This window comes from Micromonospora violae, from assembly GCF_004217135.1.
Taxonomy (GTDB): Bacteria; Actinomycetota; Actinomycetes; order Mycobacteriales; family Micromonosporaceae; genus Micromonospora; species Micromonospora violae.
This window is the reverse complement of the sequence record NZ_SHKK01000001.1, coordinates 225,694-251,386: the sequence shown is the minus strand read 5'-3', so window position 1 is coordinate 251,386 and position 25,693 is coordinate 225,694. Positions and strand designations below refer to the sequence as shown.

Here is a 25,693-nt window from a genome sequence, read left to right as displayed (position 1 = left end):
CCAGCGGTGCCGTCGACGCCGCCGCTCCCCGGTCAACCCTGAGGAGAAGCGATGGCACTACGACTCGCCGACGGCACCGCCTGGACCGACACCCTGGCCCGCGCGGTGGCCCTCACCCCGGAAGCGTTCGGCGTCGCTGTCGACGGCGTCACCACCCTGCACAACCTCGTCGAAGGCGAATGGCGAGCGGGCGGCCAGCCCGTCGCGGTCCGCACCCCGCTGGACAACACCGTCCTCATCAACCTGCCCCGGCTCGACGCCGCGACCGCGCGCGCCGCGGTCGCCCACGCCGCCGCCGCGCACCAGCGCTGGGCCCAGACCCCGCTGGCCGACCGCAAGGCCCGGGTCGCCGAGGCCCTGGACTCGCTCACCGCCCACCGCGACCTGCTCGCCCTGCTGCTGGTCTGGGAGATCGGCAAGCCGTGGCGGCTGGCCTGCGCCGACGTCGATCGGGCGCTCGACGGCGTCCGCTGGTACGTCGGCGAGATCGACCGGATGCTCGCCGACGGCCGTGCGCCGCTGCCGGGCCCGGTCAGCAACATCGCCTCCTGGAACTACCCGATGAGCGTGCTGGTGCACGCCGAACTGGTGCAACTCCTGGCCGGCAACGCGGTCATCGCCAAGACCCCGTCGCAGGGCGGCGCGGTGTGCCTGACCGTCGCACACGCGCTGATGCGCCGGGCCGGACTTCCCGCCACGCTCGTCTCCGGCAGCGGCGCGGAGCTGTCCGAGGTGCTGGTCCGCGCCCCCGAGATCGGCGCGGTGGCGTTCGTGGGTGGCCGGTCCAACGGTGGCAAGGTGGCCGCCGCGCTGCTCGACACCGACAAGCGGCACTTCATCGAGCAGGAGGGTCTCAACGCCTGGGGCATCTGGAACTTCTCCCAGTGGGACCTGCTCGCCACGCACCTGCGCAAAGGCTTCGAGTACGGCAAGCAGCGCTGCACCGCGTACCCCCGGTTCGTGGTGCAGCGCGACCTGGTCGACGAGTTCCTCGACATGTACCTGCCGGTCGTCCGCTCGGTCCACTTCGGCCACCCGCTCGCCGTCGACGACGACTGGGCCGCCGGTGACCCGCTGCCCGAACTGGACTTCGGGCCGCTGATCAGCGCCGCCAAGGCCGACGAGCTACGCCGCAAGGTCGACGAGGCGGTCCGCGGCGGTGCCATCCCCCTGCACCGCGGCAAGCTCACCGGCGCGCCGTTCCTACCCGGGCAGGACACGTCGGCGTACGTCGCGCCGTCGGTGCTGCTCGCCCCACCCGGGCGGTCCCGGCTGATGCACGCCGAACCGTTCGGGCCGGTCGACACGATCGTCGTGGTGGACACCACCGATGAACTGCTGGCCGCGATGAACGCCTCCAACGGCGCGCTGGTGGCCTCGCTGGCCTGCGACGACACCGACGAGGCCGGCAAGCTCGCCGTGGACCTCCAGGCGTTCAAGGTCGGCATCAACAAGCCACGCTCGCGCGGTGACCGGGACGAACCGTTCGGCGGCCGGGGCGCCTCCTGGAAGGGCGCGTTCGTCGGCGGCGACCTGCTGGTGCAGGCCGTCACGGTCGGCGGCGACAACCGGCTCTACGGCAACTTCCCCGACTACACCAGCTACCCCAGCACCTGAAACGGCGGCGGCGGGAGGGGCACCGGCTACCCGGCGGCGCCCCTCCGATCCGCCAGGGCGGGAACCGCGAGCGGAACGGTGATGGTGAGCAGCCCGCCGTCGCGCTGCGTCGAGCTGGGCCGGCCCAGGCCGCGCAGCGTCCGCAGCATCGGGTGGTTCTCGGCCTGGACGTGCAGCACCAACGCCGCGTACCCGGACCGGTCGGCGTGCTGGACCAGCCGACGCAGCAGCGCCGAACCGAGCCCCCGACGCTGCCAGTCGTCCCGCACCAGCAGCGCCACCTCGGCCTCGTCACCCTCGCCGAGCAGGTTCGCCATGGCGACCACCGACTCGGCCGTACCGTCGGAGCCGGCCGTGGCGATCAGCGTCAACCCGCGAACCGGCTCCAGCAGCCGACGCAGGCGGGCCGGCTGCGGCAGCGCCGCCCCACCCAGGTAACGCCGCTGCCGGCTGCGCGGCGAGCACGCCTCGTGCAGCTCCCGGACGCCGGACAGGTCGTGGGCGGCGGCCGGCCGGACCGCCACCTCCGCGCCGTCGGGCAGCACCAGGGTGACCTGTTCGGCGGCCCGACGCGCCACGGTCGTGGCCAACTCGACCAGGGCCTGCGCCCGCGCGTACTCCGCCGGGGTGAAGTCGGGCGCGGCCCGGCGCAGCGCGAACGAACCGCCCGCCGGGTCGGCCAACAGCATGGTGGCCCCGGTGATCCCGCGTTCGACGCCGACCGACGCGGGTCGCCAGCTCACCACGTCGGCGGCGAGCAGGGTCCGCAACGCCTCGGCCGTCGCGTCCGGGTCACGCACCAGCCGGTTGGCCAGCCCGAGCACCCGGGTGGGCTGGTCGACCAGACCGCGCGCCTCGCTGCGCGCCACCCAGCAGTCCCGGCCCCGACCCCGCTCGACGGCGGCGATCAGCTCGGCCTCGTCGAGCGCGTCCGGCGCGTCGACCAGGAAGTCGTCCACCGCGCCCCGCTCGGTGGGCTGCACCTGCACGGTGAGGATGTTGACCCCGCGCAGCGCGAGGCTCGCCGTGAGCACCGACAGGTAACCCGGTCGGTCGTCCACCGTCGCCCGGATCCGCCACAACGCCATGGTTGGCTCCCTTCCCCACCAAGAGCCTCACCCCCGCCTGTTGCCGCCCGGTTGCCCGGCGGTGTCGGCCCGGGAACTCCTCGGGCCGGTCAGGGGCCGGCGACCACCGGCGGCGCGCCGACCAGATCGAGTCGGTCACCGAGGATCACCGCGCAGGCGCGGACGAGCTGGGTGAGCCGATCCACCTCGGTGCCGTGGAACGCCGCCGCGGTGAGGGTCTCGCTGCGCTCGCGGGCCACCACCAGCACCAGGCCCGCCCGGCCGAACGGCGCGATCGCGTGGTGGGTGCCGTCGGGCGTGGTCATCGACCGGCCGCGCAGCGGAGTCACCTCCGGCAACCGCGGCGGTACGGGAGCGCGCCAGCTCGCGTGCCCCACGGTCGCCCCACCACCGTCGGTCCGGGAGGCCCAGTCGACCGGGACCACGGCCGCCACCGCCCAGTCGGCGGCCAGCAGCCCGGGCACCGCGTCGACCAGGGTGGCCAGCCCGTCGGCCGGGTTCGCCGCGACCTGGGCCAGCAGCTCCGCGTCCTGTCCGGTGGTGGTGGGCGCGCCGATCGCCCGCCACACACCGTCCACCCGCACCCCCGGAATCGCCGCGAGCCCAGCCAGCAGCCGCTCCACCCGCGCCGCGCCGGGCCAGACGACAGTGAAGTCGTCCACCGCGCGCCCGCCGAGTCGTTCGAGCACCACCACCTGGACGATGTCCGCCCCGGAGACGCCCAGCGTGCGGGCGACCTGGCCGAGGGTGCCCGGACGATCCGGCAGGGTGACCCGAACTCGCAGCAACATGTCTGTCCCTCCGCTCGGCGGGCCGGCAGAAGAGCCGCCGGCAGGCTGTCCCCAGCCTGATAGTTGACCATTTCGTCCCTGTTGCAGCGGCATGTCCCGAGGGCAAATTCCGACCTTGACAACGTGAGCGGGCTGCCATCAACTAGTCGGATGAGTGATCCGGCCGTCGATGCGTCACGGCCGGGGGCCGTCTCCACCTCCCCGGCGGGGCTCGCCCTGGACCGGCTCGCCGACTATCTGGCGGCGCACCGACCCGAGCTGGCCGTCGGGCCGCTGCGGGCCCACCTGATCGCGGGCGGCAAGTCCAACCTCACCTACCTGCTGCGCCTCGGTGACCGCGAGGTCGTGCTGCGCCGCCCCCCGCTGGGGCACGTGCTGGCGACCGCGCACGACATGGCGCGCGAGTTCCGGGTCATCTCGGCGCTGGCACCGACCGAGGTGCCCGTCCCGGGCGCGCTGCTGCTCTGCGCCGACCCCGAGGTGATCGGGGCACCGTTCTACCTGATGGAACGGATGCCCGGCGAGGTGTTCCGCACCCGCGCGCAGACCGACCCGCTGGGCGACGAACGCCGCCGGGCCCTCGCCATGGCGATGATGGACACCCTCGCCGCGCTGCACAGCGTCGAACCGTCCACCGTCGGGTTGGCCGACTTCGGCCGCCCCGAGGGTTACCTCGCCCGGCAGGTCCGCCGCTGGGCGGGGCAGCTCGACCGCTCCCGCAGCCGGGCACTGCCCGGCATCGACGAGCTGCGTGATCTGCTCGCGGCGACCGCCCCGGAGGGCGCGAACGCCGGCCGGATCGTGCACGGCGACTACCGGCTGGACAACCTCCTCGCCTCGGCCGACCCGGTCGCCGTGCACGCGGTGCTCGACTGGGAGATGGCCACCCTCGGCGACCCCCTCGCCGACCTGGGGCTGCTGCTGACGTACTGGGACGTGCTGGGCGGCAGCGACACCGCCGCGGGCAACCCCGTGGCCGACGGGCTCGGCCCGCGCGCCGGCTTCCCCACCGGCGGTGAACTGATCGACAGGTACGCCGGCCGCAGCGACGTGGACGTCGGGCCGCTGCACTGGCACGTGGCGCTGGGCTGCTTCAAGCTCGCGGTCATCTGTGAGGGCATCCACTACCGCCACACGCTCGGGCAGACGCTCGGCGAGGGCTTCGACCGGATCGGCGAGATGGTGGCACCGCTGGTCACGCACGGGCTGACCGCCGCCAGGGAGCGGTGATGGACTTCTCATACGACGCCCGAACCGAAGAGCTGCGCGACGAGCTGACCCGGTTCCTCACCGAGCACGTCTACCCGGCCGAGGCCGTGCACGCCGAGCAGGTGGCCGCCGGGGACCCGTGGTCGCGTACCCCGGTGTTGGGCGAGTTGAAGGCGGAGGCCCGCAAGCGCGGCCTGTGGAACCTCTTCCTGCCCGACCCGCGCTACGGCGCCGGCCTGACCAACCTCCAGTACGCTCCCCTGGCCGAGCTGACCGGGCGCAGCCCGCACCTCGCGCCGGAGGCGGTCAACTGCGCGGCACCGGACACCGGCAACATGGAGTTGCTGGCCGAGTTCGGTTCCGAGGCGCAGCGGCAACGGTGGCTGATGCCGCTGCTGGAGGGCGAGATCCGCTCGGCGTTCTGCATGACCGAACCGGACGTGGCGTCCTCCGACGCCACCAACATCGCCACCCGGATCACCCGCGACGGCGACGAGTACGTCATCAACGGGCGCAAGTGGTGGTCGTCCGGGGCCATGGACCCGCGCTGCGAGATCTTCATCGTGATGGGCAAGACCGACCCCACCGCCGACCGGCACCGCCAGCAGAGCATGGTGCTGGTCCCCCGGGACACCCCCGGGGTGACCGTGCGCCGGGGCATGACCGTCTTCGGCTACACCGACGGCTCGCACGGCGGCCACGCCGAGATCGACTTCACCGATGTCCGGGTGCCGGCGGAGAACCTGATCGGTGCCGAGGGCACCGGCTTCGCCATCGCGCAGGCCCGCCTCGGCCCGGGCCGCATCCATCACTGCATGCGATTGATCGGAATGGCTGAGCGGGCTTTGGAGCTGCTCTGCCGCCGGGCCAACGAACGCGTCGCGTTCGGCCGACCCCTCGCGGAGCAGGGCGTGGTCCGGGAGTGGATCGCCGAGTCCCGGGTCCGCATCGAGCAGGCCCGACTGCTGGTGCTCAAGACGGCCTGGCTGATGGACACCGTCGGCAACAAGGGCGCGCACACCGAGATCCAGGCCATCAAGATCGGCACGCCGGCGATGGCGGAGTGGGTGATCGACAAGGCCATCCAGGGGTACGGCGGCGCCGGCGTCAGCCAGGACACGCCACTGGCCGCCCTCTGGGCGCAGACCCGTACCCTGCGCCTCGCCGACGGCCCCGACGAGGTCCACCGCAACTCCCTGGCCAAGCGCGAACTCCGCCGCTGGGCCCCCTGACCCCTGGGCCCCGTTAGGCGGAGGCTCGGTGGACCAGTTGGGTGTCCAGGAGAATGTGCGAGGCGGGTAGCTCCTCGCCTCGGATCCGGGCCACCAGCAGGCGGGCCATCTGCCGGCCCATCTCCTCCACCGGCTGGAAGACAGTGGTCAGCGGCGGTTCGGCCTGCCGCGCGATCGTCGCGTCGTCGAAGCCGATCACCGCGACGTCCTCGGGCACGCGCCGGCCGGCCTCACGCAGGGTACGCAACGCGCCGAACGCCATCAGGTCGGAGGCGACGAAGACCGCGTCCAGGTCCGGGCAGGAGTCCAACAGCCGACGCATGGCGGTCACGCCGCTGCCCTCGCTGAAGTCGCCGTACGCGATCAGGTCGGGGTTGACGCTGGCCCCGGTGGCCTTGACCGCCTCGGTGTAGCCGGCCAACCGGGCCAGACCGGCACCCATGTCCTGCGGACCGGCGATGGTGGCGACGCGTCGCCGTCCCTGCCCAGTCAGGTACTCCACCGCCTGCCGGGCCCCGCCAACGTTGTCCACGTCGACGAACCAGGCCGGCTGGGCACCGGGTTGCAGCATCCGGGCGGGCCGGCCACCGAGCACGGCGGGCAGGCCGCGCTCCTCCAGCAGCGTCGGCAACGGGTCGGAGTCGTGCAACGACAGCAGCAGTACGCCGTCGACGTGCTGGTTGGTGAGGTGGTGCTCAACCCGCTCCCGCTCCACCGGCGACTGCGCCATCGCCAGCCATAGCTGCATCGGCGTCTCCAGCAGCCCGGAGCTGATCCCCCGCACGATCGCGGCGAAGAACGGCTCGGTGAAGACCCGCTCGCCGGATTCGGACACCACCAGCGCGACGGAGTCGGTCCGCTGGGTGACGAGCGCACGGGCCGCCCGGTTCGGCACGTACCCCAGCTCGGCGATGGCCTGTTGCACCGCGGCCCGGGCCTCCGGGCTGACCTGGGGCGAGCCGTTGACCACGCGGGAGACGGTGCCCCGACCGACGCCGGCACGCGCCGCGACCGCGTCGAGGGTCGGGCGCCCGAGCGACCGGGTGCGCTGCGTTGTCATCGTCTGCTCCTCCGACGGCGGGCGGGCCCGGCGCCACCTACGAGAGGTGGACGCCGGAGCCGTCCTGATTGCTGGCCCGAGCCTATTGTGCGGCCAGACCGTTGCGCCGGATCACCGAGGCGTACCACTTGGCGCTGGACTTGGGCGTGCGGATCTGACTGTCGTAGTCGACGTGGATCATGCCAAACCGCTTGGTGTAGCCCCAGGCCCACTCGAAATTATCCATCAACGACCAGGCAAAGTATCCCCGCAGCGGCACCCCGGCGTCGATCGCCGCGTGTGCGGCGCGCAGATGGGCGTCGAAGTAGGCCAGCCGGTCGACGTCGTCGACCTCCCCGTCGACCACCGAGTCGACGAAGGCAGAGCCGTTTTCGGTGACGTACAGGGGCAGATCGGTGTAGCCGTGCACCCGGCGCAGCGTCTCGGTCAGGCCCGGGGCGTCGATTTCCCAGCCCATGTCCGTGACGGGGACGCCACGGGTGACGAATCGGACGTCCTCGCTGCCCGGCCAGCACGAGGGGGCCGGGTCGGCCGGCGCGTCCTCGACCGGCGCGGCGACCACGTGCCGGCTGTAGTAGTTGACCCCGACCAGGTCCAGCGGCGTGGAGATGACCGCCAGGTCGCCGTCGCGCACGTGGTCGAAGTCGGTCACCGTGCTGAGGTCGACCACCAGGTCCTCCGGGTACGACCCCCGCAGCAACGGGTCGAGGAAGAACCGGTTGGCCAACCCGTCGATCCGCCGGGCGGCGTCGGAGTCGGCGGGAGTGTCGCTGGCCGGGTCGACCGGATACAGGTTGACGGTCACCCCCACCTCGGCGCTCGGCCGGGCGGCCCGCAGCGCCTGCACGGCCAGGCCGTGACCGAGCATCAGGTGGTGTCCGGCACGCACCGCGTCCGCCCCGTTGGTGCGGCCCGGGGCGTGTACGCCGGACCCGTAGCCGAGGAACGCGGAGCACCACGGCTCGTTCAGCGTGGTCCAGTAACGCACCCGGTCACCGAGCGCGTCGGCCACCAGGGTCGTGTAGTCGGCGAAGCGGGCCGCGGTGTCCCGGGCCGGCCAGCCGCCGGCGTCCTCCAGCGGCTGCGGCAGGTCCCAGTGGTAGAGGGTGAGCCACGGCTCGATGCCGTTGGCCAACAGCTCGTCGACCAGTCGCTGGTAGAAATCCAGGCCCTGCGGGTTGGCCGCGCCGGTGCCGCCGGGCTGCACCCGGGGCCAGGAGACCGAGAAACGGTACGACTTCAGGCCCAGCTCGGCCATCAGCGCGACGTCGTCGCTGAGCCGGTGGTAGTGGTCGCACGCCACGTCTCCGGTGTGCCCGGCGACGACCCGACCCTCGGTGTGGCTGAAGGTGTCCCAGATCGACGGGGTGCGGCCGTCCACGGCCGCCGCCCCCTCGATCTGGTACGCCGCCGTCGCGGCCCCCCAGAGGAATCCGGGTGGAAAGGTCAGCCCGGAGCGCTCGTCGAGGACATCGACGGCGGATGGGCTGGCGGGGTTGCTCACGACTTGACGGCACCTTCCATGATCCCGCCGATGATCTGGCGGCCGAACACGAGAAACACGATGACCAGGGGGATGGTGCCGACCGCCGTGGCGGCGAACACCTGGGAGTAGTCGGTGTAGTAGGCGTACGAGAGGAAGGAGAGCGAGACCTGCAGGGTCGGGTTCTCCGGGGTGAGGATGGCGTACGGCCAGAGGAACGAGTTCCAGGTCTCCATGAAGGTGAGCAGGCCGAGGACGCCGGCGGCGGGGCGCAGCGCGGGCAGCACGATGCTCCAGTAGATCCGGAACGTGCTCGCGCCGTCGACGCGGCCGGCTTCGATCAGCTCGTCGGAGATCGCCTGGCTGGCGTACTGACGCATCATGAACACGCCGAAGGCGGTGACCAGGAACGGCACCGTGACCGCGTAGAGGGTGTCGTACCACCCCAGGTCCTGCATCATGCCCCAGAGCGGGATGAGCCCCATCTGGGTCGGGATCATCATGGTGACGATGATCGCCAGCAGCAGGGCGTTGCTGCCCCGGAACTTCAGCTTGGCGAAGGCGAACCCGGCCAGCGAGCCGGTGAGCACCACCGACAGGGTGACCACCGAGGAGACGATGATCGAGTTCATCATGCCGGTGAGGAAGTTGGCGGCGTCGTTGTCGAGCACCCGCCCGAAGTTGTCACCGAACGCGCCACCGGGGGTCAGCGGCGGCGGCACGTCGTTGATGTTGTCCAGGCTGCGACTGCCGATCACCATCATGTAGTAGAACGGGTAGATCGACAGCAGCGCCGCCAGGACGAGCGCCACGTAGGTCAGCGGGCTGGTGCGCCACAGGCGCTGGGAAGCCGAGATCATCGATCTCTCCTCACTTCGCCGAGCGGCGGACGAGTAGGAAGTTGAACAGCGACACCAGGATGATGATCATGAAGATCGCCCAGGCCACCGCGGCTCCGTAGCCGGCGGTGTTCAGGTTCACGATGCCCATCTCGTACATGTACATGGCCAGCGTCTGGAACTCCCGCTGGTTGCCGCCGATGATGTTGCCGTTGGCGAAGAGCAGGGGCTCGGTGAAGAGCTGCATGCCGCCGATCGTGGAGAGGATGACCACGAAGATGAAGGTGGGCTTGAGCATGGGCAGGGTGATCTGCCAGAACTGTCGCCACGGGCTGGCGCCGTCGATCGCCGCGGCCTCGTAGAGGTCCTTCGGGATCGCCTGCATGCCGGCGAGCAGGATCAGGGTGTTGTACCCGGTCCACCGCCAGTTGACCATCGACGAGATGGCCATCCAGGAGCTCCACCGGTGCCCGTCCCAGTCGACCGGGTCGACACCGACGAAGCTGAGCAGCCAGTTGAACAGGCCGAACTCCCGCTGGAACAACATCCCGAAGACGATCGCGACGGCGGCCACCGACACCACGTTCGGCATGAAGATGGCCATCCGGAAGAAGGTCTTGGCGCGCAGGAACGTGCGGTTGAGCAGGTTCGCGAGGAAGAGGGCGAGCAGCAACTGCGGGATGGTCGACAGGGCGAAGATGCCGAACGTGTTGACCAGCGCGTTCCAGAAGTACTCGTCGGACACCAGCCGGGTGTAGTTGTCGAAGCCGATGAACGTGTGGTCGCCGATCATGTCCCAGTCGTGCAGCGACATCCAGGCGGTACGCATCATCGGGTACAACCCGAAGGCGCCGAAGATCAGGAAGAACGGCGCGATGTAGAGGTACGGCGAGTACTTGACATCGAGGCGGTTGAGTAACTTCCCCCGTCGACGTCGGGAAGAATCGTCGGGAGGAGGCGGTGCTGCTGGCGACGGCCGTGCCGTCGTGGCCGACAGGCTCATGCGAATTTCCTTTTCCGGCGAGGCCCGGGGGCCCTCGCGCAGGGCGCTACGCGGAGGGGACCGGCCGGTGGCGTCCGGGAAGCCCCGAACGCCACCGGCAGGGAATCACTCAGAAGGCACCCTGAGTCTTTGCGTCCTTCGTGAACTGCTCCCAGGCCTTGGCCTTGTCGGCCTGCCCGTTCTCGAACGCCCGCAGGGCCGGCTCGAGCGCGTTCTCCTTCACCGCCTGGTGCTTCGGACCCAGGTACATCGGCTGGATCTTGGCAACGCTCTCCCCGAAGATCTTGCCGGTCGGCGCGTTGCTGAAGTACTCGTTGGTGTAGCTGATGAACGCGTCGTTCTTCAGCGCCTCCAGGTTGGTGGGCAGCGGGCCCTTGAGCTTGAATGCCTCGACCTGGCTCTTGGCGTTGGTGAGGTACTCGGCGAGCTTCGCCGCCTCCTTCGGGTACTTGCTCTGCTCCGGAACCGCGAGCCACGAGCCACCCCAGTTACCGCCGCCACCCGGCACGGCCGCGACGTCCCACTTGCCCTTGTTGGCCGGGCCGGAGTTGTCCGCCACGATGCCGAGCATCCAGGACGGGCAGAAGGTGGCCGCGAAGGTGCCCTGCTTGAAGCCACCCGACCACTCCGGCGACCAGGTGCCCGCCTTGGCGGAGATGTCCGCCATCGACGTGGCGGTCTCCCAGGCGTTCTTCACCGCGGGGCTGGTGTCCGCGATGATGTTGTTCTCCTTGTCGTAGAACAGATCACCGTTGCCCTGGAACATCACACCGTTGGAGACGGCGGTGATCGAGTCGATGAACGCCTTGCCGCCGCTGCCCTGCTTGTACTTCAGACCGGCGTCGTGGAAGCCCTTCCAGTCCGGCCAGAGCGCCGACACCTGGTCGCGGTCGGTAGGCAGACCGGCCGCCTCGAACAGGTCCTTGCGGTAGCAGACGGCGAGGCTGCCGACGTCGGTCGGCAGGCCGATCAGCCGGCCGTCCGGCGCCTTGCCCAGCTCCCACTTCCAGGGCAGGAACTCCTTGGAGTGGTCGGCGACCAGCGGGTTGAGGTCGGCCCAGTTGCGCGGGTTGGCCTTGAACTCGTTGAGAATGCCCTCTTCCAGGGCGGTGACGTCCGCCGCGCCCTTGCCGGTGGCGAGGTAGCGGACCAGCTTCGGCCGATAGTCACCGAGCTGCGCGGTCTTACGCAGCTCGACCTTGATGCCGGTGTCCTTCTCGTACTGCTTGACGAGCTCGTCGTAGCCGAACTCGCCGAACGTGTCGACGACCAGCTTGGCCGGCTTCTCGCCGGCCGCCGGCTCGTCGTCGTCGTTGCCGCAGGCCGCGAGACCGCCGATTGCGGTGACCGCGGCCAGAGCAGCGGCCGCCAGGCGGGTACGCCGCGTGGTGACACTCATGCGCTGACCCCTCTTTCCGGTGGTGAGGCTCATTGGGTGTGGTGGGGGGTGTCTCATCGCGCCAGGCCGGGGTCCGTGAGTGAGCCACGCCACCGCCGGGAGCGCTCCCATGAGATTGCCGGCGGGTAACGGGGGTGTCAATAGGGCGTTGGGAGCGTTCCCAGATCGTTACCGCTGACCACTCGCGTAACAGCAGGCCCCAGCGACACCTCCCGATGGCGGGTCAGCAGAAGCGGCGAAGGAGTGTGGTGGCGCGGTGGGGGTCGAAGCCGGACGGGTCGAAGGTGGGACCGGCCCAGTCACGCAGCATCGCGTGCCGCGGGTTGCCCAGGCCGGCTGCGGTCTGGTCGGCCAGGGCCTCCAGGAGCGCCTGGTAGCCCACCGGCCCGCCGATACCCTCCGGCGGGCAGGCCCGCTCGCCGGCCAGGCAGACCGGGTACCGCTCGTCCGGGTCGGCGGTCAGCGCGTCCTCCACGACCAGCTCGTGCTCCCACCAGTCGCCGAAGTCGTACGTGTAGGAGAACCGGCTGCCCTTGCCGAGCACCGCGTCCAACCGCGCGTCCAGCTCGTCGTGCAGCGCCAACTCGCCGTCCGGGTCGGGCTCGCCGTACTGCACCGCGTCGATCTCGAACGAGTGCAGGTGGCAGTCCCGCCAACCCATCGCGTGCTGCGCCACCCGGTGCAACCGGTCCAGCGTGTAACCGGCCGGCACGAGCACCCGGCGCCACACCTGCGGGCGGGTCCCGGCGAGGGACATCTTCAGCTGGAAGATCTGACGCGGCATGCTGCCCTGTCCTCCCTCGGCTTAGGCTGCGAGGCATGATCTGCCGAGCGTGCCGGGCCCGGCGACACGACGACTGCCCGGGCCGGAACTGGTGCGACTGCCAGCACCGTACCGCCGAACCCACCCCTCCGGTCACCGGTCCGGCCGGCGAATGACCGTCAGAATTCCGATCCGGCGGCTCTGGCCCGAGCCGTCGACGCAGCCCCTCGACGACGCCGCGCTGACCGCTCTCTACGGCCGTGCCGACCAACCCCGACTGCGAGTCAACTTCGTCACCAGCCTGGACGGCGCGGTCACCGTGGACGGTTACTCCGCCGGGCTCTCCGGCGAGCCCGACAAGCGGGTGTTCGGCCTGCTGCGGATGGCCTGCGACGCGCTGGTGGTGGCCGCCGGCACGCTCCGCCACGAGGGGTACCGGGCGGTCCGCCTCGACGAGACCCGCCGCGCCTGGCGTCATACCAACGGGTTGGCCGAGTACCCGACGCTGGTGGTCGTCTCCGGGTCGCTCGATCTGGACCCCACGCAGGCCGCCTTCGCCGACGCGCCGACCCGCCCCATCGTGCTCACCCACACCGACGCCGAACCGCCGCCCGGCCTGACCGACGTCGCCGACGTGCTGCGCTGCGGCACCGAGCGGGTCGACCTGGCCGCCGGCCTCGCCGAGCTGCACCGACGCGGGCTCACCCAACTGCTCTGCGAGGGCGGCCCGCACCTGCTCGGCGCGCTCACCGCCGCCGACCTGGTGGACGAGCTGTGTCTCACCGTCTCGCCGCTGCTCGCCGGCCCCGGACCGGGCCGGATCACCGCCGGCGACACCGCCCCGCCCCGACACCTGCCGCTGCGCCACGTGCTCGCCGCCGAGGACGGCGTCCTCCTGCTCCGCCACGCCCGCCGGTAAGACCCACTCGCTGGCTGACGCGTGGCTCAGTCGTTGAGCACCGCGCCCGGGGCCCACGGGATTCGGTAGCGCTGGCCGTCCGCGGTGGTGGCCCAGACCTGCACCTCGTCGTACGGCTCGGCGGCGGTTACCTCCGCCACCGCGCCGCCCGGGGCCGGGCCGAGGGGGTGCGGCACCCCTCCGGCCACGACCTCGACGGTGCGCCCCTGCGGCGCCTGAACGAGCACGTAGAGCCCGCCACCGGAGCGCCGGGCCACCGCCACGCCCAGCCCGCTGCCGGTGGACCGGACAGCCGCACAGACCACATCACCGTCGATGCATGCCAGATCGTACGAGAGGTAATCATGCAACCGCCGCGCGTCGCCCCCGTCCGGGGCGACCCACACCTCGGCTGCCCGTCCTCCGACGGCCCGTTCCTCGGCGCGTGGCTCCCTCTTGACCAGCACAAGCGTCTCCGTCCCGGCCCGACCGACGGCCACGACCTGCTCCGGTGTCACCGCTCGACCGTCGGAACCGACGACCCCGGCCGGGACGTCAACGGCCGCCCTGGGCTCGGCGCCCCCGACGTCGCCGCCGCCATCGCGACCAAGCGGGCCCACCTGCGGGAGCAGCAGCGTGACCGCAGCGACCACCGCCGCCGCCGTGCCACCCGTCAACAGGAGGTGCCGGCGTCGACGCGCCCGGCTTCCGGCAACAACCCGCCGCGCGAGCCCGGGTGGCAGTTCGACGGTCGCGACAGCGTCGTCGAGCAGGCCAGCCACCTCGTGATCACGCATGGTTGTCCTCCGCAAGGTCGACGTCGAGTGGTGTGACACCAGCAGCCTCCAGCCGGGCCCGCAGGCGATGCAGACCACGAGACGCCTGGCTCTTGACCGAGCCCGCAGAGCAGTTCAGTTCGGCAGCTGTCTCCGCCTCGGAGAGACAGAGCCAGTACCGCAACACCACCACGGCTCGCATCCGCGGCGGAAGCTCCCGCAGCGCCGCCAGGAGCACCTCCCGGTCGTCGACTCGAGCCATCTCGTCCTGCTGCGCCACCACGTCCGGCAGGTGGCCGGCCCGCCGTCGGCTCCACGGTGAGCGCCACTGGCTGACCAGCCGGTTAGTCATGGCGCGGCGCAGATAGGCCTCCGGCTGCCGCTGCCGGACCGCACGCCAGCGGGGGTACGTCCGCTCCAGCACCTCCTGCAGCAGGTCCTCGGCGTCCGCCCGCTGCCCCGTGATCAGAACGGCGAAGCGGAGCAGTCGCGGGCCGCTGGTAGCGACGAAGGTGGCGAAGTCGTCATTCACGCGTGCTCCATACCTAGGTAACGCGACCGCTGCCCGGGAAGTTGAGTTCGCGTGTCGCCACGCGCCACGACTCCCGCCCACGTGGTGAGCTCGTTTGAGCACGCAGCGTAATGAGTGTGACGGCGCATGGTGTCGTCCGCCGCGTCGCGTGGCGACCTGTCGTACTCCTCGGGCAGGATGCACGCATGCGCGCCGACCGTGATGCCCGAGCGACCCGGGTCGCCCGATGACCGACGCCGACATCGACAGCCCGGGCGAGGCGGTCGGGCGGGTGCTGGGCACCGCCGACGCCACTCCGTTGCAGTTCTGGACGGCCGTGGCGCCCGGCAGCTACCTCCAGCTCGACGACGTGGTGGTCACCCGACGGGACCTGCCGGACCGGGAGCCGGTGACGATCGCCGGGGTGGTCACCCAGGTCCGCGCGCGGCACGAGGGCGCGCAGTTCGACTCCGACGTGTTCGCCATCGCCGACGGCACGCTGCCGGCGCAGGTGCAGGAGGCGGCCGAGGTCACCACGACCCGGGTCGATCCGGAGCTGTACGTGCCGCCGACGCCGGGCGCGGTGGTGCACCGGGCCGAGGGTGACGCGCGGGCGCGTGCGCTGCACTTCGACCGGATGGAGCGGCGCATCCCGATGGGCATGGGCCGCGACGGCGTTCCGGTCTACCTCAACGCCGACTTCCTCGACGGCAGCCGGGGCGCGCACGTCTCCATCTCCGGCATATCCGGGGTGGCGACCAAGACCAGCTTCGCCACCTTCCTGCTCTACTCGGTGTTCCGTTCCGGGGTGCTGGGTGGCGACGCGGTCAACGCCAAGGCGCTGATCTTCAACGTCAAGGGTGAGGACCTGCTGTTCCTCGACCACCCCAACACCCGGCTCGACGAGCCCACCCGCGCGGCGTACGCGAAGCTCGGGTTGAGCGCCGGTGCCTTCCCCGACGTGCGGGTCTACGCCCCGCCCCGGGTCGGCGACGCGGCCGGCACGCCGGACGTGAGCAGCCGGCTCACCGGGGTCGACAGCTTCTACTGGACGCTGAGCGAGTTCTGCACCGACCGCCTGCTGCCGTACGTCTTCGCCGACGCCGACGACGAGCGCCAGCAGTACACGATGGTGGTCCACTCGGTGGCCGCGCACCTGGCCCGTTACGCCCAGCCGGCCGACGGCGGGGTGAGCATCGACGGGGTGCGGCTCGGCTCCTACGGCGATCTGGTCGACCACATCGTCGACCAGCTCAACGACGACGAGACCCGCTCCGACTGGGCGGGCAGCGCGGTGGGTCTGGGCACCGTCAACGCGTTCGCCCGGCGGTTGATCGGCAGTAAGAAGGACCTGGCCCGGCTGATCCGCGGTGACCTCGCGGCCCGCCGCCCGCACTCGATCAACACCAGCGAGTCGGCGCAGGTGACGGTGGTCGACCTGCACAACCTGCCGGACCGGGCGCAGCGGTTCGTGGTAGGTGTGACGCTGAAGAGCGAGTTCGAGCGCAAGGAGAAGGCCGGCACCGCCAAGCCGCTGCTCTTCGTCGTGCTCGACGAGCTCAACAAGTACGCCCCCCGGGAGGGCTCCTCCCCCATCAAGGAGGTGCTGCTCGACATCGCCGAGCGGGGCCGCTCGCTCGGGGTGATCCTGATCGGCGCGCAGCAGACGGCGAGCGAGGTGGAGCGGCGGATCGTCACCAACTCGGCGATCCGGGTGGTCGGCCGGCTCGATCCGGCCGAGGCGTCCCGCCCGGAGTACGGCTTCCTGCCGCCCGCGCAGCGCCAGCGGGCGCTGCTGGCCAAGCCGGGCACCATGTTCGTCAACCAGCCGGACATCCCGGTGCCGCTCTGCCTGGAATTCCCGTTCCCGGCCTGGGCCACCCGGGTCTCCGAGGCGGGCCGGGCACCATCGGAGACGCTGCGCTCGATCACCCAGTCCGCCGACCCGTTCGCCGTGGTGGGCTCCGGCGGCGGCAGCTCCGACGACGACATCCCGTTCTAGCTGAGGGCCGGCAACAACCATGAAGATCCTGCACACCTCCGACTGGCACGTGGGAAAGGTGCTCAAGGGGCAGTCCCGGGCTGACGAGCACAAGGCCGTGCTGGCCGGGGTGATCGACATCGCCCGCGCCGAGCAGCCGGATCTGGTGATCGTCGCCGGTGACCTCTATGACACCGCCGCGCCCAGCTCGGAGGCGACCCGCCTGGTCACCCGGGCGTTGACGGCGCTGCGGCGGACCGGGGCGGACGTGGTGGCGATCGGCGGCAACCACGACAACGGTCCGGCGTTGGACGCGTTGCGCCCGTGGGCCGATGCCGCCGGCATCACGCTGCGCGGCGGGGTGCGGGAAAACCCGGATGAGCACGTCATCGACGGCACCACCGCCGGTGGTGAGCGGTGGCGGCTGGCCGCGTTGCCGTTCCTGTCGCAGCGGTACGCGGTGCGCGCGTTGGAGATGTACGAGCTGACCGCCGCGGAGACCAATCAGACGTACGCCGACCACCTGGGTCGGGTGCTGGGTCGACTGACCGAGGGTTTCACCGAACCGGACCGGGTGCACCTGGTCACCGCGCACCTGACGGTGACCGGTGCGGCCACCGGTGGTGGTGAGCGCGACGCGCACACCGTGTTGGGGTACGCCGTTCCGGCCACCGTCTTCCCGGCCACCGCGCACTACGTGGCGCTGGGTCACCTGCACCGGGCGCAGCGGGTGGCGGGCCCGTGCCCGGTGCGGTACAGCGGCAGCCCGCTCGCTGTCGACTTCGGTGAGCAGGAGAACGTCCCGTCGGTGACGATCGTCGAGGTGACGGCCAGCACCGCCGCCCGGGTGCGGGAGGTGCCGGTGACGGCGGCGAGCGCGTTGCGGACGGTGCGGGGCACCCTGGCGCAGCTCGCCGAGATCGAGGCGCCGGACGCGTGGCTGCGGGTGTACGTGCGGGAGCAACCCCGCGCGGGCCTGCGCGAGGAGGTGCAGGAGCTGCTCCCCCGGGCGCTGGAGATCCGGATCGACCCGGAGTTGTTGGCCGCACCGGGCAGTGGGGCGCGCATCGCCCAACGCTCGGGGCGTTCGCCTCGGGAGTTGTTCGCCGACTACCTGGACAGCCGGGGCCACGCCGACGAGGGCGTCCGGGAACTCTTCGACGAGCTCTTCGAGGAGGTCGAGCACTGATGCGTCCGATGCGGTTGGACATGGCCGGGTTCACGGTCTTCCGGGACGAGACCACCATCGACTTCACCGACGCCGACTTCTTCGCGCTGATCGGCCCGACCGGTTCGGGCAAGTCGACGGTGCTGGACGCGATCTGCTTCGCCCTCTACGGCATGGTGCCGCGCTGGGGTGGCGCCCGAGGGTTGGCGAACGCGCTCGCTCCCTCGGCGACGGAGGCGCGGGTGCGGCTGGTGTTCGAGTCCGGCGGTGCCCGGTATGTGGCGACCCGGGTGGTCCGCCGCGATGGCCGGGGCAATGTGAAGACCGCGAACGCCGGGTTGCAGTTGATGCCGGCCGGCTTCGACGTGACCAAACTGGACACCGGGTTGAGCCCGGACGACCTCGGCGAGGTGGTGGCCGGCACCCCCGCCGAGATGGAGCAGGCGGTGCTGGAGGCGGTGGGGCTGCCGTACGAGCAGTTCACCAGCTGTGTGGTGTTGCCGCAGGGGCAGTTCGCGGATTTCCTGCACGCCAAGCCGGCGACCCGGCAGCAGATCCTGGTCAACCTGCTGGGCCTCGGCGTCTACGAGGACGTGCAGAAGAAGGCGACGGCGCGCGCCGCGCAGGCGGAGGCCCGGCTGGAGGCGGTCGACCAGGTGCTCGCCGGGTTGACCGGTGTGGACGACGAGGCGTTGGCCGAGGCCGACGCCCGGGTCGATCGGATGACCGAGTTGGCGAGCGCGGTGGCCGACGCGGTGCCGGAGCTGGCGGCGGCCCGGGCCACGGCACGGGAGGCGGCGGCGGCGTTGACCGCGCTGGACGACGAGCTGACCGTGCTGACCGGGGTTCGCGCGCCGGCCGGGGTGGCCGAGGTCGCTCGCGCGGTCGCCGCGGCGCGGGCCGAGGCGGAGGCGGCGGCGACCGGGGTGTCGCTGGCCGAGGAGCGCGAGGAGAAGCTGCGCGGTGAGCTGGCCAGCGCCGGGGACGAGAGCGCGCTGCGACTGCTGCTGCGGGCGTACGACGATCGGGACCGGCTGTCCGTCGAGGCCGACACGATCCGCGCGACGGTGCGTGCGGCGAACGACGAGCACGCGGCGGCGGTGGCGGCCCTGGCCGCCGCGCGCGCGGTCGCCGAGCGGGCCGACGCCGAGTTGGAGGCGGCTTTCCGGGCGCACGAGGAGGCGAAGGCCACCGACCTGGCGGTGAGTCTGCGGGTGCACCTGCATGCCGGCGCGGCGTGCCCGGTGTGCGAGCAGCCGGTGGCCGAGGTGCCGGCGGTGCCGGCCGATTCGGCGGTGGCGGCCGCCACGGCGGCGGGCAAGGCCGCGCGGGCCGCGACCAAGGCCGCGCAGGCGACCGTGCAGGAGCGGGACGCGGCGGCGCGTGAATTGGAGCGGCTGCTGGTGCAGGCGCGCGCCCGGCAGGAGCAGGTGGAGGCCCGGCTGGCCGAGTTGGACGCGCAGCTCACCGGCGCGGCCGAGCCGGCCGTGTTGCGCCGGGAGTTGGCCGAGCACGCCCGGCTGCGGGGTGCGTTGGAGGAGGCGGCGACGGCGGTCCGGGCCGGTCGCGAGACGGCTCGCCAGGCCCGGGCCGGGGTGGACGCCGCCGAGGATCGGCTGCGGGCGACGTGGCGGGCTTTCGACACCGCCCGGGACGGGTTGGCCCGGTTCGGCCCGCCGGTGACCGATCGGGACGACGTGGCGGCCGCGTGGGCGGCGCTGACCGACTGGGCGACGGCCGAGGCGGACCGTCGCCGCGCCGACCGGGCCGGTCGGGCCGTGGCGGTGGCGGAGGCCGAGTCGGCGGCGGACGGAGTGCAGCGGGCCATCGCGGCCATCTTCGCCGCCGTTGACGTGCCGGTCGGGGACGACCCGGTGCACGCGGCGACGGTGGCGGTGGAGCGGGCCGACGCCGACCGGCGGCGACTGCACGAGCGTCGTGAGCAGGCCGGTGCGTTGCGGGAGCAGCGGGCGGGGCACGAGCGGGAGGCGCAGGTGGCGCGCGCGCTCGCCGGGCACCTGCGGGCCAACAACTTCGAGCGGTGGTTGCTGGCGGAGGCGTTGGACCTGCTGGTCGACGGCGCGTCGGGGATTCTGCGGGAGCTGTCCTCCGGGCAGTACGAGCTGGTGCACGACAAGGGCGAGTTCGTGGTGGTCGACCACCACGACGCGGGGCTGCGGCGGGGGGTACGCACCCTCTCCGGCGGTGAGACGTTCCAGGCGTCGCTGGCGTTGGCGTTGGCGCTGTCCGAGCAGTTGGCCGGGATGTCCACCACGGCGGCGAGCCTGGAGTCGATCGTCCTGGACGAGGGTTTCGGCACCCTCGACGCCGCCACGCTGGACACGGTGGCGGCGACGCTGGAAAACCTGGCAGCCCGGGGCGACCGGATGGTCGGCGTGGTCACCCACGTGCCGGCGTTGGCCGAGCGGATCCCGGTCCGCTTCGAGGTGCGCAAGGATGCCCGGTCGGCCCGCGTCGAGCGGACCGGCCGGTGAGCGCGCGGAGTGCGGCGCGGATGGGACGGACCGGCCGGTGAGTGACGCCGCGTTCTTCGTGGATTCGTGGGATCCGGCGTACGGGGCGTCGTTCGAGGCGTCCACGGCCGGCCCGGCGGCGCCGAGCAGCGCCCAGGTCGACGCGGACGTGGAGTTGCCGGCCGTGGACTGGCGGGCAATCGGGGTACGCCCCGGGGTGCGGGCACCGGACGTGGTGTTGCTGGTCGACGGGGTTCGCCGGATCGACGCGAGCATCTGGACGGCGGAGACCGACGGCGGGTCGTTCCCCGGGTTGGCGGCCTCGTACGCGGCCGGGGTGGTCCGGTGCGACCTGGGCCGGGGTGCGGCGCAGTTGGCGGGTACCCGGGTTGGTCGGGGTTTGTTCACCGCGAGCCCGTCGGCGCAGGACGTGGTGGCGGGTGCGATCCGTTACCCGGTGCACCGGGTGGGCGGCACCGGTGAGCTGGCGAAGCTGCCGGCGGCCGTGCAGGCCCCGCTGACCGCGTTGGAGGTGGCGGTGTCCGACGCCGCCCGGGTCGACGGTGACCTGTTGGTGGTGGACGGCCCGTTGCGCAGTCGGCGGCAGTTGCCGCGCACGCTGGGCTACATCAAGACCCAGCACAGTCAGTACCTGGATGCCCGGTTGACCGCGGTGGTGACCGGTCTGGCGTCGGGTGAGCGGTCTCCGGTGTTCCGGCTGGGCACCGCCTGGGGTGGTTGGTCGTGGTATTTGCGGCTACCGGTGGCGGTCGGCGCGCCGTGGGCGGGCATCGTCCGGGTGGAGTGCTCGGCCGATCTGCCCGTCGAGGCGGCGATCGAGTTGGCCGACCTGTCGTTGGTCACCCTGCCGCGTTTCGCGTCGACCCCGTACAAGGATCCGCGGGCGCCGCAGAACCTGATCCCGATCGCCGGCCTGGAGCGCCGGCTGCGTGCCCTGCTCGGCGATTCCCGGCTGCTGCACCGCGCGTTGACCGCTGCGGCCCGCGCCGCCCGTTGATCGCGGATACTGGTTCCGGTGGGGCGTAAACGGGCGGGTGACCGGGTGGTCGAGCAGGTGGACACCGGGCTGGCGGAGCTGGTCCCGGATCCGGACCGGGCCGGCTCGTGGACGCTGCTGTTGGACAGCGCGCCGCAGTCGCACGTCGACCTGACCGACCCCACCCACCTGGAGTTCGAGTACGTGCGGCGGTTGGCCGCCGCGGTGGATCTGATCGCACCGGCCGGCGCGCCGCTGCGGGTGCTGCATCTGGGTGGCGGTGCGCTGACCCTGCCCCGGTATGTCTCGGCCACCCGCCCCGGGTCGACCCAGCGGGTGTCCGAGGTGGACGGTGCGCTGGTGGAGTTGGTCCGTCGGGCGTTGCCATGGCCGTCGGACGCCCGGTTGCGGGTGCGGGTGGAGGATGCGCGGGCGGTGTTGGCGTCCACCCGGGAGGCCAGCTACGACGTGGTGGTCGCCGACGTGTTCGCCGGTGCGCGTACCCCGGCTCATCTCACGTCGGTGGAGTACGCGGCGGAGGTGGCCCGGGTGCTGCGTCCCGGCGGCTGGTACCTGGCGAACCTGGCCGACGGCCCGCCGTTGCGGCACGCCCGTGGGCAGGTCGCCACGGTCCGTTCGGTGCTGCCGCAGGCCTGTCTGGTCGGGGACGCGGCGGTGCTGCGCGGGCGGCGGTACGGAAATCTGGTGCTGGTGGCCGGGCGGTCCGCGCCGCCGGTGCCGGAGCTGACCAGACGTGCTGCCGGCGACTGGTTCCCGGGCCGGGTGGTCGCCGGTGATGAGCTGGACCGCTTCGCCGGTGGCGCTCCGGTGGTGCGGGATGCCGACGCGACCGGTTCCGATCCGCCGCCGCCGGGGCTGTTCTCGGTACGCCGCTGACCGTCCGTTCGGAGCGCGCCGCAGAATTTTTTCCGCCGTTTGTTGATCCGCTGGGACCGGGGCTGCGTACCACCGGGCGGCCCGCCTCGTGGGCCGGCGTTGGTCACGGAGATCCCGGAGGTCTGCATGCACGCGGTGGCGGCCGGTTGGCATGGCGACGCGGTCCGCGCTGACTGGTTGTCGGCGCGACCCTCGTCACGGTCAACCTCGTCTGCCCGAGGGGTCGACGCACGCGCGACGTCTCGCCAGAATGGTCCGGTGACGCCGCGACCGGCGCCCGGGCGCCATCAGGCGACGTCAACCGAGGCCAGCCACTCCGACCAGTTGATCCGTCAGCTCTATGCCGAGCACGCCGGCCCGTTGCTGATGTTCGTCATGCGCCTCACCGGGGGGGACCGGCAGCGCGCGGAGGACATCGTCCAGGAGACGCTGCTGCGGGCCTGGCGTAACGCGCACCGGCTGGGCGCGCAGGGGCAGGGTTCGTTGCGGCCGTGGTTGGTCACGGTGGCCCGTCGCATCGCCATCGACGAGCACCGCAGCCAGGAGGCCCGGCCGCCGGAGACGTACGACCGGGACCTCACCGCGTTCGCGGAGGCGGACAGCACCGACCGGGTGCTGCGCACGATGACGGTGGCGGACGCCCTGCGTACGCTCAGTCAGTCGCACCGGGAGATCCTGATCTCGACGTACTTCCGGGGGCGGACGGTGCCGGAGGCGGCCGAGGAGTTGGGCCTTCCGCTGGGCACCGCCAAGTCGAGGGTCTACTACGCGCTGCGCGCGCTGCGCACGGCTCTGCAGGAGCGGGGGGTGACAGAATGAGCCGGCCGGACCACATGGACGTCGCGGCGTACGCGCTCGGTGTGCTCGACGAGCAGGACACGGAGCGGTTCGAGGAGCATCTCGCCACCTGCTGGGCGTGCGCGGCCGAGTTGGAGACGATGGTGCCGGTGGTCGGGCTGCTCTCCGACATCGACGGCGAGACGATGATGGCGCTGGAGCAGACGGCGACCGACCCGGCCCTGTTGGATCGGACGCTCGGCGCGGTCCGGGCCGACCGGCGGCGTACCCGGTTTCGTCAGATGCTCGCGACGGCCGCCGCGGTGGTGGTCTTCGGTGGTTTGACCGGGTATGGCTTCGTCAGCGTGACCGGTAACGAGCAGCCGCCGGGGGTGCTCGCCGACTCGACGCCGAGCGCGCCCAACGATCCGCCGACGAGCGTGCCGACGGCTGCACCGAGCGGCCCGGGTGTGGGCGGCACCGAGGTGGAGGGCGACCAGGTCGAGGCGACCGACCCGACCACGGGTGTGCAGACCACGATGTTCCTGGTGACCAAGGATTACGGCACCCGGATCAATTTCAGCCTGCGGAAGCTGCCCGGCCCGCGCATTTGCCGACTGGTGGTGATTCGCAAGAACGCCAGCACCGAGGTCATCTCGACCTGGTCGGTGCCGGATGGTGGTTACGGCACCAACACCCGACCGCAGGGTCTCGAACTGAGCGCCTCGACGTCGGCTCTGCCGGTGGAGATCAAGCAACTCCAGGTGCAGTCGGTGGACGCCAATGGTGTGGCGAGTCCGCTGGTCACCGTACCCATGTAGGTGCGCCTGCCGTATCGGCGCCGGTCATTGTCACAATGACCGGCGCCGATCTGTCGTTGCGGGGGGCCGCCCCTCGCGGGGGCGTACGCAGCGCGGGCGGAAACGGTTCAATCGGCTTAAGTGAAATTGACCACTGTTACTACTTCAACCTTGACAGCCCGCCCGCCGTACCTATGGGTGACCTGTCAAGAATGAGGAGGGCACGTGGCACAGATGAAGCGGACCGTCATCGTCGCGAGCGCGATGGTCGCACTAACGGCCTGCGCTCCCGCGGGGTACGACGGAGCGAACTCCAGCGCCGCCGAGCCGGTCGCCGTCGCCGCGGCCGAGCCCACCGCGACGGTTGAACCTGAGGCCTCGCCTTCCGCGGAGGCGCCCGCCGCCGACGCCCCGCCCGCGGACGTCGACCTGACCGAGAAGTTGGTCGGTAAGAGTGTCGCCCGGATGGGCAAGGTGGTCACCGACCAGGACGGCTGGATCCTGTACCGCTTCGACAAGGACACCGCCGACCCGCCGTCGTCGAACTGCGTCGACAAGTGCGCCGAGGTGTGGCCCCCGGCCCTGACCGACGGCAACCCGGAGCTCAAGGGCGTCTCCGACGACAAGGTCAGCAGCGTGACCCGGCAGGACGGCACCCGCCAGCTCACCGTCGGCGGCTGGCCGGTCTACCGCTACATCGGCGACAAGAAGCCCGGCCAGTGGAAGGGCCAGGCTGTCGGTGGCACCTGGTTCGTGGTCCAGCCGGACGGCAAGAAGAACCTGAGCTGCCTGCCGAAGGGCACGCCGAAGGCTGTCGCACCGCCGTCGGACAGCGGCTCGGACGACGCCGGCGGCTCGGGCTACTCGTACTGAGCCCGATCGCCCACGAGGGCACGGTGGTCGGTCGTCGCCGGGGAGGGCGCGGCCGGCCACCGTCGTGTGCTGGCCGTCGGCACACCGGTGCTGCTGGCGCCCCGCCCCGCACGTGGCAGAGTTGGCGGGTGACCGAGACCGAGCCCGCCGCGACCAGGGTGCTGCACCCACCGGTCGGCTACCGGCTGGCCGCGTCGGTCCGCGGGCTCACCTTCAGCCCGTACGACCCCTGCGCCCGGGTGGCGGCCGGCACCTTCTGGTGGGCCACCCGCACCCCGGACGGTCCGGCCACGCTCGCGCTGCGCCCGGCTGGCGGCGAGTTGCTCGCCGAGGGGTACGGGCCCGGCGCCGAGCACGTCATCGACCGCGCCGACGCAATCGCGGGCCTGCGCGACGACCTGACCGGCTTCACCGAACTGGCGGCGGCGCATCCGCTGGTCGCCCGGCTGGCCCGGGAGCACCGAGGGCTCCGGATGCCCGCCACCGGGCAGATCTTCCCCCGGCTGCTGCGCGCGGTCTTCGAGCAGAAGGTCACCGGCAAGGAGGCCTACCGGGCGTACGCGGCGACCGTGCGGCACTTCCGGGAGCCGGCTCCCGGCCCGCTCCAGCCGCTGCTCCTGCCGCCCGAGGCCACCGCGGTGGCCGCCACCCCGTACTGGGTGTTCCACCCGTTCGGGGTGGAACAGCGTCGGGCCGACACGCTCCGTCGCGCCGCGGCGCTCGCCGACCGTCTGGAGCGCAGCACCGACGCCGCCGACGCCACCCGCCGGCTGACCGCGATCCCCGGCATCGGGCCGTGGACGGCCGCCGAGGTGGTCCGCATCGCGTACGGCGACCCGGACGCGGTCAGCGTCGGCGACTACCACATCCCGAACACGGTGGCCTGGGCGCTCGCCGGTGAGCCGAGGGGCGACGACGCCCGGATGATGGCCCTGCTGGAGCCGTTCCGAGGTCACCGGGGCCGGGTGTGCCTGCTGCTGGAGGCGGCCGGCATCCGAGCACCGAAGTACGGCCCGCGCGCCCCGATCCGTTCCTTCGCCGGCTACTGATTCGCGCC

The 25,693-nt window shown here is 72.0% G+C and carries 23 protein-coding genes; 13 read left to right on the top strand and 10 right to left on the bottom strand.

Going from position 1 to position 25,693, the window contains the following annotated elements; genetic code table 11:
• Nucleotides 1-51: 51 nt before the first annotated feature.
• A complete protein-coding gene (locus tag EV382_RS01150; RefSeq protein ID WP_130399814.1) occupies nt 52-1,617 on the top strand; it encodes an aldehyde dehydrogenase family protein in 1,566 nt (521 codons plus the stop codon).
• Between the two features lie 26 nt (nt 1,618-1,643).
• Here EV382_RS01150 and EV382_RS01145 read toward each other — a convergent pair whose 3' ends face one another.
• Nucleotides 1,644-2,705, bottom strand: a complete 1,062-nt coding sequence (locus EV382_RS01145; RefSeq protein ID WP_130399813.1) for a GNAT family N-acetyltransferase — start codon at nt 2,703-2,705, stop codon at nt 1,644-1,646.
• An 89-nt stretch (nt 2,706-2,794) separates the two neighbouring features.
• Nucleotides 2,795-3,496: an ACT domain-containing protein gene (locus EV382_RS01140; RefSeq protein WP_130399812.1), complete on the bottom strand. Its 702-nt coding sequence runs from the start codon at nt 3,494-3,496 to the stop codon at nt 2,795-2,797.
• 150 nt (nt 3,497-3,646) lie between these two features.
• Here EV382_RS01140 and EV382_RS01135 point away from each other — a divergent pair, with 150 nt between their 5' ends.
• Together EV382_RS01135 and EV382_RS01130 are read left to right on the top strand one after the other, a co-directional pair.
• Nucleotides 3,647-4,726, top strand: coding sequence for a phosphotransferase family protein (locus EV382_RS01135; protein WP_130399811.1), 1,080 nt, complete (start codon nt 3,647-3,649; stop codon nt 4,724-4,726).
• Nucleotides 4,726-5,937 carry an acyl-CoA dehydrogenase family protein gene (locus EV382_RS01130; protein ID WP_130399810.1) on the top strand — a complete coding sequence of 404 codons (1,212 nt, stop codon included), beginning with the start codon at nt 4,726-4,728 and terminating at the stop codon, nt 5,935-5,937. The genes EV382_RS01135 and EV382_RS01130 overlap by 1 nt, the downstream gene beginning before the upstream one ends.
• A 13-nt stretch (nt 5,938-5,950) precedes the next feature.
• On the opposite strand, the gene EV382_RS01125 is transcribed toward EV382_RS01130, so the two are convergent.
• From EV382_RS01125 to EV382_RS01100, 6 genes are all read right to left on the bottom strand, one after another.
• Complete coding sequence (locus tag EV382_RS01125; RefSeq protein ID WP_130399809.1) at nt 5,951-6,997, bottom strand: LacI family DNA-binding transcriptional regulator; 1,047 nt, start codon at nt 6,995-6,997, stop codon at nt 5,951-5,953.
• 82 nt (nt 6,998-7,079) lie between these two features.
• On the bottom strand, nt 7,080-8,501 hold the full coding sequence (locus EV382_RS01120) for a GH1 family beta-glucosidase (protein WP_130399808.1): 1,422 nt from the start codon (nt 8,499-8,501) through the stop codon (nt 7,080-7,082).
• Nucleotides 8,498-9,340, bottom strand: coding sequence for a carbohydrate ABC transporter permease (locus EV382_RS01115; RefSeq protein ID WP_130399807.1), 843 nt, complete (start codon nt 9,338-9,340; stop codon nt 8,498-8,500). The genes EV382_RS01120 and EV382_RS01115 overlap by 4 nt, the downstream gene beginning before the upstream one ends.
• A 10-nt stretch (nt 9,341-9,350) precedes the next feature.
• A complete protein-coding gene (locus EV382_RS01110; protein ID WP_130399806.1) occupies nt 9,351-10,322 on the bottom strand; it encodes a carbohydrate ABC transporter permease in 972 nt (323 codons plus the stop codon).
• Between the two features lie 109 nt (nt 10,323-10,431).
• Nucleotides 10,432-11,721: an ABC transporter substrate-binding protein gene (locus EV382_RS01105; protein ID WP_130399805.1), complete on the bottom strand. Its 1,290-nt coding sequence runs from the start codon at nt 11,719-11,721 to the stop codon at nt 10,432-10,434.
• Between the two features lie 223 nt (nt 11,722-11,944).
• Nucleotides 11,945-12,505: a plasmid pRiA4b ORF-3 family protein gene (locus EV382_RS01100; RefSeq protein WP_130399804.1), complete on the bottom strand. Its 561-nt coding sequence runs from the start codon at nt 12,503-12,505 to the stop codon at nt 11,945-11,947.
• A gap of 151 nt (nt 12,506-12,656) precedes the next feature.
• Between EV382_RS01100 and EV382_RS01095 the strand changes: the two genes are divergently transcribed.
• Nucleotides 12,657-13,403, top strand: a complete 747-nt coding sequence (locus EV382_RS01095; protein WP_130399803.1) for a pyrimidine reductase family protein — start codon at nt 12,657-12,659, stop codon at nt 13,401-13,403.
• A 26-nt stretch (nt 13,404-13,429) separates the two neighbouring features.
• On the opposite strand, the gene EV382_RS01090 is transcribed toward EV382_RS01095, so the two are convergent.
• Nucleotides 13,430-14,179, bottom strand: a complete 750-nt coding sequence (locus EV382_RS01090) for a hypothetical protein (RefSeq protein WP_130399802.1) — start codon at nt 14,177-14,179, stop codon at nt 13,430-13,432.
• Nucleotides 14,172-14,690, bottom strand: a complete 519-nt coding sequence (locus tag EV382_RS01085) for a SigE family RNA polymerase sigma factor (protein ID WP_244236492.1) — start codon at nt 14,688-14,690, stop codon at nt 14,172-14,174. Before EV382_RS01085 ends, EV382_RS01090 begins: the two co-directional genes overlap by 8 nt.
• A gap of 226 nt (nt 14,691-14,916) precedes the next feature.
• On the opposite strand from EV382_RS01085, the gene EV382_RS01080 reads away from it, so the two are divergent.
• The 9 genes from EV382_RS01080 to EV382_RS01040 all read left to right on the top strand — a co-directional run bounded on the left by EV382_RS01080 (nt 14,917) and on the right by EV382_RS01040 (nt 25,685).
• Nucleotides 14,917-16,671, top strand: coding sequence for an ATP-binding protein (locus tag EV382_RS01080; RefSeq protein WP_130399801.1), 1,755 nt, complete (start codon nt 14,917-14,919; stop codon nt 16,669-16,671).
• Between the two features lie 19 nt (nt 16,672-16,690).
• Nucleotides 16,691-17,839 carry an exonuclease SbcCD subunit D gene (locus EV382_RS01075; RefSeq protein WP_130399800.1) on the top strand — a complete coding sequence of 383 codons (1,149 nt, stop codon included), beginning with the start codon at nt 16,691-16,693 and terminating at the stop codon, nt 17,837-17,839.
• Nucleotides 17,839-20,313, top strand: a complete 2,475-nt coding sequence (locus EV382_RS01070) for an AAA family ATPase (RefSeq protein WP_130399799.1) — start codon at nt 17,839-17,841, stop codon at nt 20,311-20,313. Before EV382_RS01075 ends, EV382_RS01070 begins: the two co-directional genes overlap by 1 nt.
• Nucleotides 20,314-20,350: 37 nt before the next feature.
• Nucleotides 20,351-21,310 carry a hypothetical protein gene (locus EV382_RS01065; RefSeq protein ID WP_130399798.1) on the top strand — a complete coding sequence of 320 codons (960 nt, stop codon included), beginning with the start codon at nt 20,351-20,353 and terminating at the stop codon, nt 21,308-21,310.
• Nucleotides 21,311-21,328: 18 nt separating this feature from the next.
• On the top strand, nt 21,329-22,186 hold the full coding sequence (locus tag EV382_RS01060) for a spermidine synthase (RefSeq protein ID WP_130399797.1): 858 nt from the start codon (nt 21,329-21,331) through the stop codon (nt 22,184-22,186).
• A gap of 126 nt (nt 22,187-22,312) precedes the next feature.
• Nucleotides 22,313-23,005, top strand: coding sequence for a sigma-70 family RNA polymerase sigma factor (locus EV382_RS01055; RefSeq protein ID WP_130399796.1), 693 nt, complete (start codon nt 22,313-22,315; stop codon nt 23,003-23,005).
• Entirely contained in the window at nt 23,002-23,784 is a 783-nt protein-coding gene (locus EV382_RS01050; RefSeq protein WP_130399795.1) for an anti-sigma factor family protein, read from the top strand. The genes EV382_RS01055 and EV382_RS01050 overlap by 4 nt, the downstream gene beginning before the upstream one ends.
• A 204-nt stretch (nt 23,785-23,988) precedes the next feature.
• Complete coding sequence (locus tag EV382_RS01045) at nt 23,989-24,636, top strand: hypothetical protein (protein ID WP_130399794.1); 648 nt, start codon at nt 23,989-23,991, stop codon at nt 24,634-24,636.
• Nucleotides 24,637-24,764: 128 nt separating this feature from the next.
• A complete protein-coding gene (locus EV382_RS01040) occupies nt 24,765-25,685 on the top strand; it encodes a DNA-3-methyladenine glycosylase family protein (RefSeq protein ID WP_130399793.1) in 921 nt (306 codons plus the stop codon).
• Nucleotides 25,686-25,693: the final 8 nt, after the last annotated feature.